The sequence below is a fragment of the Ancylobacter oerskovii genome (assembly GCF_018390555.1).
Lineage (GTDB): Bacteria > Pseudomonadota > Alphaproteobacteria > Rhizobiales > Xanthobacteraceae > Ancylobacter > Ancylobacter oerskovii.
Map to the genome: position 1 here is coordinate 36,316 of NZ_JAHBGB010000046.1, position 17,326 is coordinate 53,641.

Annotated in this window: 17 protein-coding genes and 2 pseudogenes; 6 read left to right on the top strand and 13 right to left on the bottom strand. The window is 64.5% G+C overall.

Annotation, left to right across the window (positions count from 1 at the left end; translation table 11 throughout):
* Window positions 1-36: 36 nt before the first annotated feature.
* The 3 genes from traG to traC are packed head-to-tail and all read right to left on the bottom strand — an operon-like array spanning window position 37 to window position 2,432.
* Window positions 37-1,932 (bottom strand): Ti-type conjugative transfer system protein TraG, encoded by a 1,896-nt coding sequence (traG, locus tag KHC19_RS25450; RefSeq protein ID WP_213356598.1) that lies wholly within the window; start codon window positions 1,930-1,932, stop codon window positions 37-39.
* Window positions 1,922-2,134: a type IV conjugative transfer system coupling protein TraD gene (traD, locus tag KHC19_RS25455; protein WP_213356600.1), complete on the bottom strand. Its 213-nt coding sequence runs from the start codon at window positions 2,132-2,134 to the stop codon at window positions 1,922-1,924. The genes traG and traD overlap by 11 nt, the downstream gene beginning before the upstream one ends.
* 4 nt (window positions 2,135-2,138) lie before the next feature.
* Window positions 2,139-2,432 carry a conjugal transfer protein TraC gene (gene traC / locus KHC19_RS25460; RefSeq protein WP_213356602.1) on the bottom strand — a complete coding sequence of 98 codons (294 nt, stop codon included), beginning with the start codon at window positions 2,430-2,432 and terminating at the stop codon, window positions 2,139-2,141.
* 281 nt (window positions 2,433-2,713) lie between these two features.
* Between traC and traA the strand changes: the two genes are divergently transcribed.
* The 4 genes from traA to KHC19_RS25480 are packed head-to-tail and all read left to right on the top strand — an operon-like array spanning window position 2,714 to window position 8,382.
* Entirely contained in the window at window positions 2,714-6,022 is a 3,309-nt protein-coding gene (gene traA / locus KHC19_RS25465; RefSeq protein WP_213356604.1) for a Ti-type conjugative transfer relaxase TraA, read from the top strand.
* Entirely contained in the window at window positions 6,019-6,603 is a 585-nt protein-coding gene (gene traF / locus KHC19_RS25470) for a conjugative transfer signal peptidase TraF (protein WP_246549613.1), read from the top strand. Before traA ends, traF begins: the two co-directional genes overlap by 4 nt.
* Entirely contained in the window at window positions 6,524-7,762 is a 1,239-nt protein-coding gene (locus tag KHC19_RS25475; protein WP_213356606.1) for a conjugal transfer protein TraB, read from the top strand. Before traF ends, KHC19_RS25475 begins: the two co-directional genes overlap by 80 nt.
* 17 nt (window positions 7,763-7,779) lie before the next feature.
* Entirely contained in the window at window positions 7,780-8,382 is a 603-nt protein-coding gene (locus KHC19_RS25480) for a TraH family protein (RefSeq protein WP_213356608.1), read from the top strand.
* 134 nt (window positions 8,383-8,516) lie between these two features.
* On the opposite strand, the pseudogene KHC19_RS26095 reads toward KHC19_RS25480, so the two are convergent.
* From KHC19_RS26095 to KHC19_RS25490, 3 genes and pseudogenes are all read right to left on the bottom strand, one after another.
* Window positions 8,517-8,741, bottom strand: a pseudogene (locus tag KHC19_RS26095) (type II toxin-antitoxin system RelE/ParE family toxin); the annotation flags it as partial.
* Window positions 8,738-8,976, bottom strand: a pseudogene (locus tag KHC19_RS26100) (ribbon-helix-helix domain-containing protein). The pseudogenes KHC19_RS26095 and KHC19_RS26100, both read right to left, overlap by 4 nt.
* A gap of 76 nt (window positions 8,977-9,052) precedes the next feature.
* Window positions 9,053-9,769 carry an autoinducer binding domain-containing protein gene (locus tag KHC19_RS25490; protein WP_213356610.1) on the bottom strand — a complete coding sequence of 239 codons (717 nt, stop codon included), beginning with the start codon at window positions 9,767-9,769 and terminating at the stop codon, window positions 9,053-9,055.
* 253 nt (window positions 9,770-10,022) lie between these two features.
* Here KHC19_RS25490 and KHC19_RS26400 point away from each other — a divergent pair, with 253 nt between their 5' ends.
* Window positions 10,023-11,114, top strand: coding sequence for a sensor histidine kinase (locus KHC19_RS26400; RefSeq protein ID WP_213356612.1), 1,092 nt, complete (start codon window positions 10,023-10,025; stop codon window positions 11,112-11,114).
* Complete coding sequence (locus tag KHC19_RS25500; protein ID WP_213356614.1) at window positions 11,099-11,812, top strand: LytR/AlgR family response regulator transcription factor; 714 nt, start codon at window positions 11,099-11,101, stop codon at window positions 11,810-11,812. Before KHC19_RS26400 ends, KHC19_RS25500 begins: the two co-directional genes overlap by 16 nt.
* A gap of 26 nt (window positions 11,813-11,838) precedes the next feature.
* Here the strand turns inward: KHC19_RS25500 and trbI are convergent, their stop codons facing one another.
* From trbI to trbJ, 7 genes are read right to left on the bottom strand one after another with little or no spacing between them, the layout of a single operon-like run.
* Complete coding sequence (gene trbI / locus KHC19_RS25505; protein ID WP_213356616.1) at window positions 11,839-13,143, bottom strand: IncP-type conjugal transfer protein TrbI; 1,305 nt, start codon at window positions 13,141-13,143, stop codon at window positions 11,839-11,841.
* Window positions 13,144-13,153: 10 nt separating this feature from the next.
* The gene (gene trbH, locus KHC19_RS25510) at window positions 13,154-13,606 is read right to left on the bottom strand and encodes a conjugal transfer protein TrbH (protein WP_213356618.1); all 453 of its coding nucleotides are present in this window, start codon (window positions 13,604-13,606) and stop codon (window positions 13,154-13,156) included.
* A 5-nt stretch (window positions 13,607-13,611) separates the two neighbouring features.
* Complete coding sequence (trbG, locus tag KHC19_RS25515; RefSeq protein WP_213356620.1) at window positions 13,612-14,448, bottom strand: P-type conjugative transfer protein TrbG; 837 nt, start codon at window positions 14,446-14,448, stop codon at window positions 13,612-13,614.
* Window positions 14,449-14,465: 17 nt separating this feature from the next.
* Window positions 14,466-15,128 (bottom strand): conjugal transfer protein TrbF, encoded by a 663-nt coding sequence (locus KHC19_RS25520; RefSeq protein WP_213356622.1) that lies wholly within the window; start codon window positions 15,126-15,128, stop codon window positions 14,466-14,468.
* Between the two features lie 39 nt (window positions 15,129-15,167).
* Window positions 15,168-16,355: a P-type conjugative transfer protein TrbL gene (gene trbL, locus KHC19_RS25525; protein ID WP_213356624.1), complete on the bottom strand. Its 1,188-nt coding sequence runs from the start codon at window positions 16,353-16,355 to the stop codon at window positions 15,168-15,170.
* A complete protein-coding gene (gene trbK, locus KHC19_RS26405; RefSeq protein WP_213356626.1) occupies window positions 16,349-16,576 on the bottom strand; it encodes an entry exclusion protein TrbK in 228 nt (75 codons plus the stop codon). The genes trbL and trbK overlap by 7 nt, the downstream gene beginning before the upstream one ends.
* The gene (gene trbJ / locus KHC19_RS25535) at window positions 16,573-17,319 is read right to left on the bottom strand and encodes a P-type conjugative transfer protein TrbJ (RefSeq protein ID WP_246549629.1); all 747 of its coding nucleotides are present in this window, start codon (window positions 17,317-17,319) and stop codon (window positions 16,573-16,575) included. Before trbJ ends, trbK begins: the two co-directional genes overlap by 4 nt.
* Between the last annotated feature and the right edge of the window lie 7 nt (window positions 17,320-17,326).

Sequence of the window (17,326 nt, forward strand, 5' to 3'; positions counted from 1 at the left end):
TCCGTGAAGGTTTGTGTGGTCCGGTCAGTATCACGCTCACGCCGCTCGGCCTTTCTCCGGCTGGAACCTGTTCGCCTTCACGCAGGCCTTCATGTCCGCGCGCCGGAACCAGATGGCGCGGCCGCAGCGCAGCGGCGCGTTGCCGGCGGTGAAGACGATCTGCTCGTCGGCGCGCATGCGCAGCACCTCGTGCGACTGGATCAGCGGACGCGCCGCGAGCTGCTTCGATCGCGTGCGCGAGGAGCCGGAGGATTGCGAGGAGCGGCTGACCTGGTCGATCTCGACCGTGGTCGCGCCGCAGCGGCGGGAGATGTAGTCGGCGGTCTCGGGATCGTTGACGGCGGCGAAGCTGATCCAGCTCGCCGACTCGAACCATTTGCTCGCGGCATCGCGTCCGCCCCAGGTCTCGCGCATCTGGCCGATGGACTGGAATAGCAGGATGAGGGTGATGCCGTATTTGCGGCCGGCGTCGCGGGCGGTCTCGAGGATCCGCATGAAGCCGAGGCGCGCCACCTCGTCGAGCAGGAACAGCGCCCTCCCCGTCATCTCGCCGTTCCGGTTGTAGATCGCGTTCATGAAGGCGCCGATGATGACGCGGGCGAGGCCGGCATGGGTCTCCAGCGTCTTCAGGTCGAGATTGATGCAGACATCCGTCTCGCCCCCGGCGAGATCGTCGGTGACGAAGGAACTACCGGATACGAGCGCGGCATAGCTCGGGTAGCTCAGCCAGTGGGTCTCCTTGACGGCGTTGGCATAGACGCCCGAGAATGTCTCCGGCGTCATGTTGACGAAGACGGCGACGTTCTCCCTCACGAATGGCGACCCCGAACCGTCGTAGATTTCCTGCAAACGCGACCTCAGCTTCGGCTCCGGCTCGGAGAGATTGGCGCGCACCTGGCGCAGCGTCTGATCTTCTTCCGCCGTATGGCCTGACAGGCAGACATCGGCGATGAGCGCGGTCAGGAGCTGCAAGGCCGAGGCGCGGAAGAAGTCGTCGCGCACGCCGTGCGCGCCGCTGCTGTCGCTCATGATCCAGGAGGCGACGGCCGCAATATCCTCCTCCTTCGTGCCGCCGAAGCGTCCGATCCAGTCGAGCGCGTTGAAGCCGGTCTCCGGCGCCTGCGGGTCGAGGATATGGACGGTTCGCCCGGCCGCGCGGCGATGATCGATCACCATGGGCGCGACCTCGTTCGAGGGGTCGAGCACGACGAGCGCGCCGCCCCATTTCAGCGCGGTGGGGATCGTCACCGAGGTCGTCTTGTAGCCGCCGGAACCGGCGAAGACGATGCCGTGCGACGAGCCGAAGGAGGCGTCGAAGCAGAGCAGCGGCGAACGCCCGCCTGCTCCCCAGCTCTGCGGATTAGTCGCGCGAAACGCCGCGGCCGCTGCGCTGTCTCGGTCGACACGGTAGCGCTCACCGATGACGATACCGCCGCCGTCAGAAAAGAACTTGCCGGCCTCGGCCATGGTCATCCAGTCAGCGTCACCGTGGAGGGCGCGCTTTCCGCGCACGCGCTTTGGCACTGGCGTGGCGAAGGCGGCGTTGCCTTTCACGGCGACGCGCAGGGCGAAGCATCCGACGATCAGAGACGCACCGGCGCCGATCAGGTAGGCCGGATCGACTTGAGCGAGCGCTGGCGACCGCGACGTCGCGCGCAGCACGGCGATGATGATCGCCGCCGCGCATCCCGAGACCACACCCCATCCGGCTGTGCGGATGTTGGCGGCGCCAGCGGCGGCGAAGAGGAAGATGACACCGACCGTGGCGGCCGCAATATAGGGCAGCGCGAGCCCGGCCCGCCCGAACGTCAGGCGCTGCACCTCCGTTTTGGCGAGGCTGGCGGCCGCGTGCTCGAAGCCCGACAGGCCGATCAGCACACCGATTATCAACGTGATCGGCGCAATGCCAAGCAGGAACCTATTAGCGGTCATGACCGAACGCCTTCGCGCCGATCGCCGCAAGGCGCACCCGCTCGGCATCGTCGGCCTTCAGCCTCTGGCCGAGTTCGATCAGCGCGCCGAGCAGGACGGCACGCTTCTCGTAGCGCAGTCCGGCCTTGGCGATCAGGCCACCGAGCTCGATCTTCTCGCGCGTGTCCTTTTTCCGAGCCTCATTTGATGACGCCTGACGCATGCGCTCATACCTCTCCAGTGCCATCCGCAGCTTGGCCAGCCGCGATCTTCGTGGCCGAAGCGCTGGTGTCGCCTCCTGCTGCACTCTTCCTTCCGGTCGCCTTCTCTCCCGTCCCGCGCAACCGGCCGGCCATCTCCTCGAACGCGGCCTGCAGCTGGCTTTCGTCAATGTCGATCTCGCCGAGACCTGCCTTCAGGGCCACACGCCCGATCCGCTCGGCTTCCCGTGTTTCGGCGAGCCTGAGCTGGGCCTGGAGCTGAACGATTTCCTCGCGGATCTTCGACGACGGCTTTTTCATTTCCGGTTGAGCCTCCTTCAGGGCTGGACGCGACGTGTCGAGGCCTGAAGATCGGGCGGTGTCGCGCAAAGTGCACCCCCGTTTATTCTACAGTCGGCGGAGCCGATGCCGCCTGAGATCATCCCGGCCGTTCCGAAGGAATGGTCCAAGGGCGCAGTAATACGTCGCTGTCGCGACGCCCTGCTTCACCCCCCGGCCGCCGGCCCGCCGATCTAGCGGGGCCGGGCCACCTCTCCCGATGAGCACGCCTGCCTCAAAGTCTTCCGGGAGCCTCTGCCGCCTTGGCCATCACGCATTTCACGCCCCAGCTCATCTCGCGCGGCTCCGGCCGCAGCGCCGTTCTGTCGGCGGCGTATCGTCATTGCGCGCGGATGGAGCACGAGGCCGAAGGGCGGATTGTTGACTATTCCGCCAAGCGCGGACTGCGGCATGAGGAGTTCCTGCTGCCGGCCGGCGCGCCGGAATGGGCGCGGGCGCTGATCGCCAATCGCTCGGTCGCGGGGGCGGCCGAGGCATTCTGGAACGCGGTCGAGGCCTTCGAAAAGCGTTCCGACGCTCAGCTCGCCAGGGAGTTCATCATCGCGCTGCCGGTTGAGCTGTCCGTGAACCAGAACATCGGCCTGGTGCGCGAATTCGTCGAGACGCAGCTACTCGCCCGCGGGCAGGTCGCGGATTGGGTGTTCCACGACGAACCGGGCAATCCGCACATCCACCTGATGACCACCTTGAGGCCTCTGAGCGAAGCTGGCTTCGGGTCGAAGAAGGTTGCGGTGATCGGCGAGTACGGGCAGCCCTTGCGCAATGACGCCGGCAAGATCGTTTATCGGCTCTGGTCTGGCGAGAAGACCGAGTTCCTCGAGCAGCGCGAGGGTTGGCTCGATCTCCAGAACAAGCATCTGGCGCTTGCCGGCCTCGACATCCGCGTCGATGGCCGGTCCTACGCCGAGCGCGGTATCGACCTTGTGCCGACCACGCATATCGGCGTGGCGGCGAAGGCGATCGACCGGAAGGAAGGAGCGGCCGGGTGGTCGCCCCGGCTGGAACGTGTCGCGCTCCATGAGGAGAGACGGGCGGAGAACCGGGAGCGCATCCTGCGCCGGCCCGAGATCGTGCTCGACCTCGTCACGCGCGAGATGAGCGTCTTCACCGAGCGCGACATCGCCAAGGTGCTGCATCGCTATGTCGACGATGCCGGCACGTTCCAGCAGCTCCTCGCGCGGATCATGCAGAGTCCTGAAGTGCTTCGTCTGGAAGGCGAGTACATCGGCTTCGCGAGCGGTGTCCGCGAGCCCGCCAAATATACGACGCGTGAGCTGATCACGCTCGAAGCCGAAATGGCCCATCGCGCGATCTGGCTCGCCGCGCGGTCCTCGCATGGTGTTCGCGAGATCGTGCTCGATACGGTGTTCCAGCGTCATGCCCGGCTCTCGGAAGAGCAGCGCGTGGCGATCGCGCATGTCGCCGGCGACGGACGGCTGGCCGCTGTCGTCGGGCGCGCCGGCGCCGGCAAGACCACGATGATGAAGGCCGCGCGGGAGGCGTGGGAAGCGGCCGGCTATCGCGTCGTCGGTGCCGCGCTTGCTGGCAAGGCGGCGGAGGGCCTCGAGAAGGAGGCGGGGATCGCCTCGCGCACGCTGGCGTCATGGGAGCTCGCCTGGTCGAAGGGCCGCGATACCCTCAACGATAAGACCGTGTTCGTGCTCGACGAGGCCGGCATGGTGTCATCCCGGCAGATGGCGCTGTTCGTCGAGATGGTGGTGAAAGCCGGTGCCAAGCTGGTCCTCGTCGGCGATCCCGATCAACTCCAGCCGATCGAGGCGGGTGCTGCGTTCCGCGCCATCGTCGAACGCACGGGGTATGCCGAGCTCGAGACCATCTACCGTCAACGCGAACGATGGATGCGCGATGCCTCGCTCGATCTCGCGCGTGGTAATGTCGCCGCGGCGCTGAAGAGCTATGAGGCGAACGGCAAGCTCCAGCCCCGAAAACTCAAGACCGATGCCGTTGCAGCGCTCATCGAGGACTGGAACCGCGACTTTGATCCGGCGAAGTCGACGCTGATCCTCGCCCATCTCCGGCGGGACGTGCGCGCGCTCAACGACATGGCGCGGGGCAAGCTGATCGAGCGCGGCCTAATCGAGGAAGGTCATGCCTTCCGCACCGAAGACGGCCCCCGCCGTTTCGCCGCCGGCGACCAGATCGTGTTCCTGAAGAACGACGCGGCGCTCGGCGTGAAGAACGGCATGATCGCTCATGTCGTCGAGGCGCGGCCGGGCGGGTTCAAAGCCGTAGTCGGCGAGGGTGAATATCGTCGCCATGTCGACGTCGACCAGCGCTTCTACGCCCATGTCGACCATGGCTATTCGACGACGATTCATAAGTCGCAGGGTGCGACGGTCGACCGTGTGAAGGTGCTCGCTACGCTCTCGCTCGACCGTCACCTTTCCTATGTGGCGCTGACACGCCATCGCGAGGATGCCGGTCTCTACTATGGAGCGCTTTCCTTCCGGAAGGCCGGTGGCCTGACGAAGATCCTGTCGCAGCATCGGGGCAAGGAAACCACGCTCGACTATGAGCGCTCCGGATCCTATCGCGCCGCCCTGCGCTTCACTGAAGCGCGCGGCCTGCATCTCGTCCGCGTCGCCCGCACGCTCGTCGCCGACCAGCTCCGCTGGACCATCAGGCAGAAGAACAAGCTCGCCGATCTCGGTACGCGGCTTCTGGCCCTCGGTTTGAGGCTCGGCCTCGGCGCGACCCCGAAACACACCGTCCCGGAAACGCAGAAGGAGGTTGGACCGATGGTCGCGGGCATCTCCGCATTCGCCAAATCCATCGATCAGGCAGTCGAGGACAGGCTCTCCACCGATCCCGGCCTGAAGAAGCAGTGGGAGGAAGTCTCGACCCGCTTCCGCTTCGTCTTCGCCGAGCCGGAGGCGGCGTTCCGCAAGGTCGACGTCGACGGCATGATCAGGAACGCCGACACGGCCAAGTCCACCCTGTCGACGATTGCCGAGAGGCCCGAGAGCTTTGGGGCGCTGAAGGGTAAGACCGGCCTTCTCGCCGGTCGTGCCGACCGGGAGGATCGCGAACGCGCGAACCTCAACGTGCCGGCGCTCGCCCGTGACCTCGATCGCTATCTGCGGCTGCGCGCCGAGGCCGAGCATAAGCACGAGACGGAAGAACGCGCGGCGCGCATGAAAGTCGCGGTCGACATTCCGGCGCTGTCGCCAGCAGCGAAGAATGTGCTCGAGCGTGTGCGTGAGGCGATCGATCGCAACGATCTGCCGACCGCACTCGCCTTCTCCCTTGAGGACAAGATGGTGAAGGCCGAGCTCGAGGGGTTCGCCCGGGCCGTCAACGAGCGGTTCGGCGAGCGGACCATGCTTGCCAACGGCGCGAAGACCCCGGAGGGGCCCACCTTCGAGAGACTCGCCGCCGGCATGAATGCCGGCCAACGCGATGAGCTGAAATCGGCCTGGCCGACGATGCGCACGGCGCAGCAGCTCGCCGCCCAGCAGCGCACCGTCGAGGGGTTGAAGCAGACCGAGGCGATGCGCCAGTCGCAGCGGCAGGGATTGCCGCTCAAATGATGGTCGGTGCGTGTGCTGATGCCCGGAAGTCGACCGGAAGGAGGCGCGGCGAAACGCGGCGCCGTGCACTTACGATTCTGGTCGGCGGCGTGGTCGTGACGGTGGCGATCGCCGTTCCGGGCTGGCTCGGCAGATGGCGCATCAACCTCACGCCGAGCGAGCCGATCGGGCTGTGGCGCATCGTGCCGCTCGATCGTCCTGTCGCGGTCGGGGATCTTGTTTTTGTGTGTCCACCGCCAGGACCGATCTCGGTGTTCGGCCGTGAGCGCGGGTACTTCCGCTGGGGATCATGCCCTGGCGATGCGGCCCCGCTCATCAAGACCGTCGCAGCGCTCGCCGGCAGCCGCATCGACGTCGGCGCCAGCATCGTGATCGATGGCGATGCCCTGCCCCGCTCCGAACTGATCGCTCGCGACGGCGCCGGACGTCCGCTCATCCCCTGGACCGGCGGCATCGTTCCCACCAGCCAGATCTTCGTTCACTCTCCCTTCGCAGGTTCCTATGACTCCCGCTATTTCGGGCCGCTCCCCGACGCCGGCCTTCTCGGTCTGGCGCGGCCGATCTTCACCCTCCATCCCTGATCGCTGGCGCCCTGCCCTGCTCGTCGCCGCGGCCATCGCCATCGGCTGGGTGGGCTGGAGCGGCCACGCACTCACCCTTCCGTGCGCCATGTTGTTCCCGGCGCTCTGGGCATGGGCGCCGAACCGCGTCACGGCGGCGGCGGTGTCGATGGGGTATTTCCTCGCGGCGTCGCGAGGCCTGCCGCAGGGCATCGCCACCTTCTTTACCTCCGATCTGTGGCTGGGGGTCCTGCTCTGGCTCGGCGCCTCGCTCTCCTTTGTGTTGGTTCAGACGGCTCTCTGGACACCGCATCCGGGAATGAAGAGGGCCCTTCGCTTCCTGCTGGCCACCGGGCTGATGGCTGTGCCGCCATTCGGGATCGTGGGCTGGGCGCAACCCGCAACGGCCGCCGGTGTACTCTTTCCTGGATGTGGATGGTGGGGTCTGGCGGCGACCATGATCAGCCTCGCCATGCTGACCATGGCGTGGTGGTGTCTGGTCGGCATTCTTCTCGCCAGCGCTTGGCTATGGTCCGCGGCGCATTGGGAGCCGCCGGTCGCACCTCCCGCCTGGACCGGTATCGAGATGACGAAGGGCGCACGTCTTGGTCGCGATGCGTCGATCGAGCAGCATCGGGAGCTGATCCGATTGGTGCTTCAGGCTGTCGGCGTCGCAAAGGCACATGTGGTCGTGCTGCCGGAGAATGCAATCGGCATCTGGACGCCGACAGTGGAGCATCTCTGGCGGGATATGCTCGAAGGCCGCGATCTGATGGTGATTGCCGGGGCCATGAGGGTCGATCACGGCGGCTATGACAGCATCATGGTGGGGATCACCACCGAGGGCCGCAATGTCATCTATCGCGCGCGCATGCCAGTACCGGTTGCGATGTGGCAGCCCTGGAGGTGGATCACTGGTGAAACCGGCGGAGCACGCGCACATTTCTTCGCGAACCCGACCGTCGAGTTTGGCGGAAACCGGCTGGCGCCGTTGATCTGTTACGAACAGCTCGTCCTGTGGCCGGTGCTGGAGTCGATGCTCTATCAGCCCGATCTCCTCGTTGGGATCAGCAATGCCTGGTGGGCTGGAAATTCGTCCATCCCTAGTGTTCAGCGAGTTAGCCTTCAAGCCTGGGCGAGGCTGTTCGATCGGCCGCTGGTCATTTCTGTCAACATGTAACGGACAAGGAGAACAGGATGGTCGACGCCGCCCTGATTAAGCACTGCGCCGACCCCGCTCTGAAGCCGGCGATCGTCGAGAGGTTTATAGCGCAGGGCGGATCGTCGGATCCGCTTACGGTGACGATCCGCGCCGGTGACCGTGTCATCCTCGTCCCCCGGCCGACGACCACGGAGGCGGCGATGGAACTCATCCGTCGGCATGTCGGCCGCCATGTCGTGCGCGTCGGGATCACCCAGATGCCGGTAGGTCTCGATATCGCCTCTTCTGAGGAATTGAAGCCGGATCTGGTCGATCCCTGCGCGAATATCCGCATCGGCACGGCACTGTTTGGCAAGGTCTATCGGATCGTCGTCAAATGGTACGGCGCGTCCCGCGAGGAGGCGGTTGAGGATGCCATTCTCGCCTGGCGGACTGGTACCTTCGAGGGCATCGGCGTGTTCAGCGCGCCCGATCCGGGCTCGGTTGCATCGCAAGAGCTGCTAATGGGCTCCGGCGAGCGAGCTGGGGACAGCCCGGACATGCAGGCTTCCGAGCGTGCGAAAAGACGGGAGCAGGATGATCCGAACATGGCCGGGACGCGGGTCGATCTGTTGGGTATCGATGTCGGCAAGCCGTGACATGCCTGCAGAACGGCTACGAGGCCGGTTCTTCGGGCCCCGACCCGGCCGGCCAGGCCGGAATGTCGCGCGTGCCCATGCAGCAGGCGCCAGACATCGATGTGGTCGGGCCGCTCGACATAGAAGATCAGGTAGGGATGCCGCCTGAGGCACAGGTGCCGCAGATTGGCGATCTGCAACTCGAAGGCATGGCGCGGCGAGCTGGCACCGGGATGTTGCACCATCAAACGGTAGGCCTGCTCGAGTTCATCGATCAGGCCATGGGCCACGTCCGGGCCGGTCTCCCGCAGATCGTGATCGACGATGTCCCGGACATCCTGACTCGCCCGTTCGCGCGGGATAACCGGCTTCGTGCTCACTTGGAAGAAAAGCGATCGATCTGTGCGCGCAGGTCGCTGAAATAGCTCTCGTCGACGGGCGCAGTCGCTGGAGAAGAGGCTCTTCCAGGAGGAGGCCGCGGAGCTTTTCCCGGTCCTGATCCCCGCGGATCAGTTCGCGGACATACTCGCTGCTGGTTGCAAATCCCCGTCGTGCGACCTGTCGGTCGACGAAGCCTTTAAGGGCGTCGGGCAGGGAGATGTTCATCGTGCCCATGCGATGAGGATAGGCGGTTGGCAAAAATGGCAAGGATGATGATGCGGTCGATTTTCCATAGAACTCGCCAGGGCATTCAGTCTGGGCTGATAAGGCCCCGCTCGAGGGCGATCGCGACGGCATGGGTGAGATTGGTAGCGTTGAGCTTCGCCCGCGCATTGTCGAGATAGTGCTGCACGGTCCGGTGCTGGACATCGATCAAGGTGGCGATCTCCGGCATGTATTTCCCTTTCGATGCCCATTTGAGGCAAAGGAGTTCTTTGGGAGTCAGCGAAAAGGGCGGTGCGGCAAGCGGGGTTTCGGCGAGTGCCTTCAGGCGGTAATGCACAGCGAGGGTGGCGTGAGCCGCCCTTTGGGCATCGCTGAACATGGAGGGGCTGACCCGTGCGTGAGACGTTGCCAATGTCAGCATCAGCATAGTGCCGAAAGTTCCGGGCACGGGCACAGATAGACCTGCTCGGATGCCATGGTCGACCGCCTCGGAATAGAACTGCCTCTGCGCCTTGGGGCGGAATCGTCCGGAGGACTCTTCCGCCGACCAGGAGAACATGCCCATATGCCGACGCGCCGTGGTTACGACCGGGTCGATTTCTGAGTATCCCCGCTCCAGATAAAGACTCTGCCACTCCCTGGGATAGTTGTTGTAGGTCGTGATGCCGGCGGCCGCCGTCTGGAGATAGGCGAAACGCTCGAAGCCGCAAGTCTGCGCGTAGCCTCGCAATATATTTGCAATGGAGCGTTCGTCCTGAGCGACGTCGATGGCGTCGATGAGTGATTGAAGCGCGGCGTCCAACCCCGGTTCTCCTGCGATGGTGTCATCTCAAAGCGCGAGTGGACAGATGAGATGGCATCGCCTCCGCTGCAGATCAGCCTGCGGCGGCGCAGCAATCGATGAAAAGGGCGGAAAACTCGATGATCGCGGCAGGTCATCTCGAGCATCGGGCGGACATCGGCATCGGTCGCGTTGAACTCTTCATGGCGCCTGTGCAGGGTATCCTGCCATGCAGGGTCAACAGCCGGGCTTGTCTATCTGCTGGAGTTCACTCGTGCCCTCCGCATCACGATCTGTCAAAGCGGCTTTGTCCGATTGCCGGCCCATTCCGTGGCGGGTGCTATGGGTTGGCTGGGGGCTGCTGGCGGTCATTGATATCGTCGACCGTCTTCTGACTTTTGAGAGTGTAATCGCCGCGCTGGTGCTGACGGCAGGTACCTATCCCGCGGCCACCCTGCTCGCGGCCGGCTTGGGGCGGATTTACGATCGGATCTTCGTTGACACACGGCTTACGCTCTTCAAGATTGCGGTCACGGTCGGTTTGTGTGTCGTCGCTGGCATCGCCATCGTGACGACGATGACAGCGATCCGGGTCGCGATGGGCTGGAATATGCTCGGCGCGTATCAGCTGGAGGAATTTGTCATTCCAGCCGGGCATTACTCGATGGCCTTTCTGGCCTGGAGCGTCCTGTATTTCTGGATGGTGACGGAAGCGGGCCGGCAGCGGGAGCAGCAGCGGGCGGCGCAGAGCCAGATGGAAGCCTTGCACGCCGAGATCCATGAACTTCAGCTTCAGCTCGATCCGCATTTCCTGATCAATGCCCTGAATGGCATTGCCGAAGAGACGCATGACAGTCCCGACCGCGCCGTGGCGATGATCGTGGACCTCACCACCTATTTACGGCATGTGCTGGCGGGACTGCGCACGCCGGTGATGTCCGTGCGTTCCGAAATCGAGGGGCTGGGCGCCTATCTACGCCTCCAGCAGGCGCGGTTCGCAGACCGCGTACGTGTTCACCTTTCGGTCGATCCGGCCGCCGCGGATTGGCCTGTAGCCAATCTGCTGTTCCAGCCGCTGGTCGAGAATGCCTTCGAGCATGGCGATCGGGCCGTGAAGCTGGAGGTGTCGATCCGGGTCAGCCTGGATGGCGAGGGCTTGAGGATCGAGATCGAAAACACCGGTCATCTGGTATCGACCGTCAAGGCTCGACCCGGTCATGGACTTGGCCTTGAGAACATCCGCCGACGTCTCGACGTGCACTATCCCGGTCGCCACCAGTTTGTTCTCCGTCAGATGGAAGATGAAGGTGGTGCGCGTGTGTCGGCTCTATTGCGACTGGAGGGTGAGCCATGCTCCGTGTCGTGATCGCCGATGACGAACCGCTCGCGCGTCGCGCCATGCGCCGGCTCCTGGCAGTCCGCCCGCAGATCGAGATCGTCGGTGAAAGCGAAAGTGTTGCCGAGACGCTGGATCTGGTGGGACGCCTTCGGCCGAACCTGATCTTCCTCGACATCCGACTCAATGGTGGCGATGGTTTTGATCTGCTGGCGGAGCTGGAGAACGCGCCGAAGGTGGTGTTCGTCACCGCATATGCCGAGTATGCGGTCGATGCCTTCGGGGTTCAGGCGGTCGATTACCTTCTGAAGCCGGTGCAGCCTGATCGGCTCGACACGGCCATAGAGCGGGTACTGCACCTTCTGTCGCGTCGTGAGGAGGGCGCAGAGACGCGGCTTGAATTGCGATCATCCGGACGGGTTATTCTTGCCGCACCGACGGAGGTCGCGGCGGTGATCGCCGAGGGGGATTTCAGCCGGTTCATCCTGTCCGGCCAGCCCGCCCTGCTCGTGTTGGGCTCGCTTGGACAATTCGAAGCGATGCTGCCGGTGCCGCCCTTCATACGCCTTGGCCGCTCCATCATGGTCAATATCGACCGTTTGCAGCGTGTCGAAACGCGTTCGCGCGACAATGTCAGGCTGATGTTGCGGGGCGTACCTGATCCGATCAGCATCGGTCGGGTAGCGGCTGCACGGCTGCGCCAGGTGATGCCCACGCGCAGGGAGTAAGCGACTTCGATCGGCACCGAGGCTGTTCAACCCTGATAGGCTCCTGGGAAGATTACGTCCTGATCGACCAGAACGTTGAACCGGTACCCAGGCCGAATCTCGAGCGTCGGCTGGACGTCCAGGTTCTTGTTGATGGTTTGTTCGGCTGCCCGGCCGAAGGTTTCGGCGAAATTGATCCGCGCGGCGTCCTCGGGGGTCATGTCGTTGCTGAAATTGTTCTGGTTCTGCGGGATCGCAAGATCGATCCCTGTTCCGATGAGGGCGATGAGGATCGCCGACCCGAAGGTCTGCAGATATTTGTTGTCGACCTTATCCTTGAAACCGCCATAGCCCTCGGCGTCGGTGCCGGCCATTCCGCCAATTTGCAGGGTCGAGCCGTTCGGGAAGACGATGTCGGTCCAGACGACAAGGACACGCGATTGGCCGAACGACACCTTGCTGTCATAGCGGCCGAAGAGCTTCGCACCTTGCGGAATCAGCAATCGATGTCCGGTCGCGGAATCATAGACGTTCTGTGACACCTGCGCCGTGATGCGGCCCGGAAGATCGGAATTTATCCCGGTGATAAGCGTGGCCGGAATGACCGAGCCACGCTTGAGCTCGTAAAGCGACTGTTGGGGCACAACGCGGTTCGGGAGGTAGCCGGCCTCCTTGAGGTCGGTGTTGAGAAAGGCCTCCTTCTGGGTCTGACCATTCGGATCCCTATTCTGCTCGGCGAGGCCGGCCGCAACTGCTGCTCCATAGAGGTCGGCAGCCGGTGCCGAGCGCGTGACACCGCGCGCGGGGGCTGCCGATGGTCCCGTCGTTCCCGTCCTCGCCTCCAGCTTGCCGCGATCGAGTGCAAGCGGAGCATCGTAGGCAGCTTCACCTGCCTGAATGCGCGCCATCTGCTGGCGCTGATACTCGCGCCAATATTGCTCTTCTTGCTCGCGCTCGAGGCGAGCGCGCCACACTTCTTCCGGCTCCAGCGCCGGTGCCTTTTGTGGCGCGGCCGGACTGGACTGCGGCGAGAAGGGATTCGATACGCTGGGGCCCTTGGTCTCGACGACCGGCTGCGGCTGGAAGGGCTGTGCCGGAGCGGGCTCGCCTATGATCCCGTCACTCACGCCGCGCTTGAGCTGATCAGCATAGGTCGAGGCGGGAGCGCCGGAGGTCTGGTCGAGGCCGGTGCCGCCGCGGATGTAGAGGCCTCGGGAGGTCAATCCATAGAAGATGACGGCGAGGAATGCGAGAAACAGCACGATGACGATGGCGATCGGCAGCCGGTTAATGCGCCGGATGCCAGGGTCGTCGTCATTGGGTGCGCCACCAAGCTTCAGCGATTGGACCATAGCCTATCCCCTAACCGCGCTGCATGACCGACAAGGGACTTGCCGGCACGGCTCCGGCTACGGTCACGCTGTAAGCGCGACCGATCTCGAAACTGCTGGTGGAGAGACGCACCAGCACCTGCCCCTCGTAGGGCTCAACTGAATATGCGAGGGCGACGAGCTTGGTCTTGTCATCCGTCGCCTGGTCGGTGACAACGGCATAGCCCCAAGCCTGTAGTGAAGCCTCGAGCGCCTGGCCGAAAGGCGAACTGTCGAGCTTCAACGCGACCGTGACCTTGCCCGGGCCGATCTGTTCGGAAAGGCGGCTGACCATGTCGCCGGCGATGGCGCTGGCGGCGGAGCCAGAGATCTCGGCAGGTGCCGTGCTGAGGGCAAGGCCCCCGGAGTTGAGGCTCTGACACCCCGCAAGTGCAAGCGCCAACAGTGCGGCAGGAAGGCAGATGCGGAGATGGCGGACGGGCATCGTCCCTACCCTCCCCGCTGAATCGTGATCTTGGCCTGCTGCCAGCCAATTCCGGACACCAGCACGGCGCGATCGATGGCGTAGTCGACCACCATCATGTCGTTGCGCATGCGGTAGTTGACGATCCTGTTCTGGCCGCCGGAAGTGACGAAAAGTACCGGGGCATCCTGCGCGGAAACGGAGCTCGGGAACTGGATGTAGGTCTTTGCACCATCCGAATAGACCCGTGTCGGGCGCCAGCTGGCGTTCCCCGAGACCGAATAGCTGAAGTTCAGCTGCTCGGCCGGGACGCCGGCTCCAGGGATGGTGTTCGCCTCGAGACGGGCATTCATGTCGGCGAGCGTAGCCGTGACGTCCTCGGGGTATGCGAAGCCGACGCGGGCCATGTACTGGGTCGCATGGGACTTGAGCTGGATGTGATAGGTGCGGCGTGAGGTCGTGATCACCATGGATGTGATCAGGCCGGGCTCGGAAGGCTTAACGATAAGGTGGATTGCCTGGCCGCCGGCCGCACCCGAGGTGGCGGGCTCAACCTTCCAGCGTACTGTGTCGCCGACCAGGACGTCGCGGACCACCTCGCCAGCTTGGAGTTCGATATCGCAGACCTGAAGTGGCGAGCAGACCACCGAGGGTTGGACCTCGCCAAAGAGAAAGATGACCTTGCCATCCGGACCGCGGGTCACGAGCCCCTGGCTTCCGCGCCATTTGCCGGAAATGCCGACGCCCCTGGCTTCGTTGCTGTTCATTGCCTGGGCAAGGGCATCGAGAGAAAGGTATGGGTTGAAGGCGAGAAGTGCCACGGCGACGAGCGCGGCCCGAGACCGCCGGATCGAATCTCTCATGTGCGGGGCGGTGCCTTTCAGAGCTGCGCGGTCCAGTCGAAGTCGCGCAGATACAGACCTATGGGATTGAGGCGGATGGTGGCCTCGTCTTGGGGCGGGGTGAGCGTGACGGTGGCGATGCCACGGAAACGGCGAACCGCCGTCTCCTTGCCTTTGCGGTCGCGCTCGAACTCGGTCCAGTCGATCTGCCACGACTGAGGGGAGAGGGCGACGATGTTGTTGACTTCGATGGCGATGGTCGCGGTCTTCGCCTTCTCGAACGGCGAGCTCGAGCGGAACCAGCCATTGATCTTCTCGGTCGCGGGGTCCGACGTCCGCAGCATGGCGTAGGTGCGGTCGATGTATCCCTTTTGCACCACGGCATCGGGCGTCACCGATCGGAAATTCGAGATGAAAACGCCGAGGGTCGCGCGCACCACGCGCGGGTCGGCATATTCGATTTGTTGCGGCGCGCCGGCGCTGGCCGCGGTGCCGAGCTTGTCGACCTCTACAATGTATGGGACGAGCTTGACCTGCGTGCTTTGAAGCAGGGCGTAGGAGGTGCTCACCAGCGCCATCGCCATGCTGGTGACGCCAACCAGGCGCCAGGCCGCAGCCGCGCGGACATAGGAGCCATAGCGCTCGTTCCATTCCTGCCGGGCCGCGATGTAGGGATTGTCGGGGGCACTATGTGAGGCCATGCCGCCTCCCCTCCTCTCCAGACGGATGAGAACCTTGCGTCACCTCTGCACTCCCTTGTTTCCGGCTGCTTGCTTGCGGGCCTCGTCGAGCTTCGCGTTGGCGAGGCCCAAGGTGGAGGTTCCGAAGGTGCCGCGGGCATCCATCGCCTGATCGCGCGCGGCGGCGGCAACCGCACCGCCAGCAGCACCCACGCCGCTTGCCATTCCCTTGAGCGCAGCTCCGGCCATGGAGGAGCCCTGTGCTCGGGCGTCCGAATAGCTGGCCGCGCCAGCCCTGGCCGCGCCCCAGGCCAGCGACGAGCCGCCGACCGTTGTCGCAAGAGCGAAGTTCGCGGCCTGCCCCCCGTGGCGGACAGCTTCCATGCCGCCGGTGACGGAGACGCCTTGAACGACGCCTTGGAGGATGTTGGGCACGTAGACGGCGATGATGAAGACCACGACGGAGATGCCGGCAATCGCGAGTGTGGTGATGAACTGGTCGGAGGTTGCTGTCGGCGCCTCCGCGAGCCCGAGCAAGACGTCCGAGCCAATGCGCGCGATCATCGCCAGGGCCATCAGCTTCATGCCGACGCTGAAGGCGTAGACGAGGTAGCGAACGGCGAAATCCTTCGTAAAGGAGGAGCCGCCGAGACCGAGCATGATCATGCCGGCGAGAAGTCCCACATACATCTCCACCATGACGGAGACGAAGATCGCCGCGACGAGGCTGAAGGCAATGACCACGACGACCATGGCAAAGACGGCGGCGATCGCCAGCGCGTTGTCCTCGAAGAGGCCGAACTTCGCCTGTTCCGACATCTTGGAGGCGACGCGGATTCCCGCATCGAAGATATTCGCCGGCGACGCGGATCCCCCGCCGGCGCCGATCTGGAACAGGCTGTCGACGACCGCTTTCGCGAGGCCTGGTCCCCGATCGAGCACGAAGGCAAAGAACCCGATGAACATGATCCGCCGCACCAGTTCGGCGAACCAGCTGTCCAGCGAGGCGGCCTGGAGTGCGAGCCATACCGCGGCGATGCCGATCTCGATCCCGGCAAGAATCCAGAACAGCGAGCGGGCCGCGTCCATCACCGTCGTTTCCCAGTCCCTGGCGGCCGTCACGACGGAATTCTCGAGCGTGGTCAGCACGGAGCCCTGCTGCGCAAGAGCCGGGGTGGCTGCGATCAGCACCATGACGGCGGCGACGAAGGCAAGGCCTGCTGTGCGGGAGGCGCGGGCAGCTACCATCGGGGACGCATCTCCTGTCCGCCGCGCACATCGAGGTTCGGATTGCCGCCGAGGACCTTCTCGGCGCGCTCGCGACGCTCGACGTCCGATGGAGTCGACGATGCCGGCGCCGCCGCGCCCGCTTCCCGCGGAGGTCCTGGCTGATAGACGATCCAGATCGCGACTGCTGAGCCGGCGCCGACAAAGAGGCCGCCAACGATGAGAAGTGTCCGCGGGCTCACCAGCGTGGCTCCATCGTCTGGCCGCCACGAATGTCGTTGGTCGGCGCGTTGAAGAACTGTTCCCGCCTCGCCTGGGCGAGGTCCTTCCGGGCCTGCTCGGACTGATACCAGGTGGCCATCATCGTCACCTGCTGCGAGACGAGGCCGCGGAGCTTCTGGAGCTGCGCGACTTCCTGCGCGGCGATCTCATGACCGATCTGCAGGGCCTTCATCTGGCCGTCCGCGCTCTCGGACATGGAGCGCAGCGAGGACATGGTGGATTCCTCGCTCTGAAACTGCTCGGCGGTGAGGTTCGCCGCCTTCAGCGTGCCGGCTATGGTGTCGCGGTTGGTGTTCGACCAGCCTTCATAGGTTGAGGAGAACGACGCCCCGCTCGGCAGATTGCTCTTGAAGGTCGAGAAGCTCTGGAATCGCTGCTTCAGGATGTCGTCGGCATTCCCCATCGAGAACGCGATGCCCTGCCCCTGCGAGACGATGCCCTGCAGGCGGTTGAGGTCGCTTTCGACCTGGCCCCAGACATGATTGGGTAGCTGCGCCGTGTTCTGAAGCATGTTCGCGTAGATCTTCAGCTGGTTCTGGATCTGCTCGGCGAGCTGCGTGATCTGGGTGACCTGGTTGTTTATCTGCTCGGCCGAATTGCCGACCAGGCTGATGAGCTCGCCATTGTTGGCGATTTGGGTCCACTCGGTGGCGCCTCCCGTGATGCCGCCGCCGCCGGCGTGGGCGCTCGGGATCAGCATCATCGCTTCG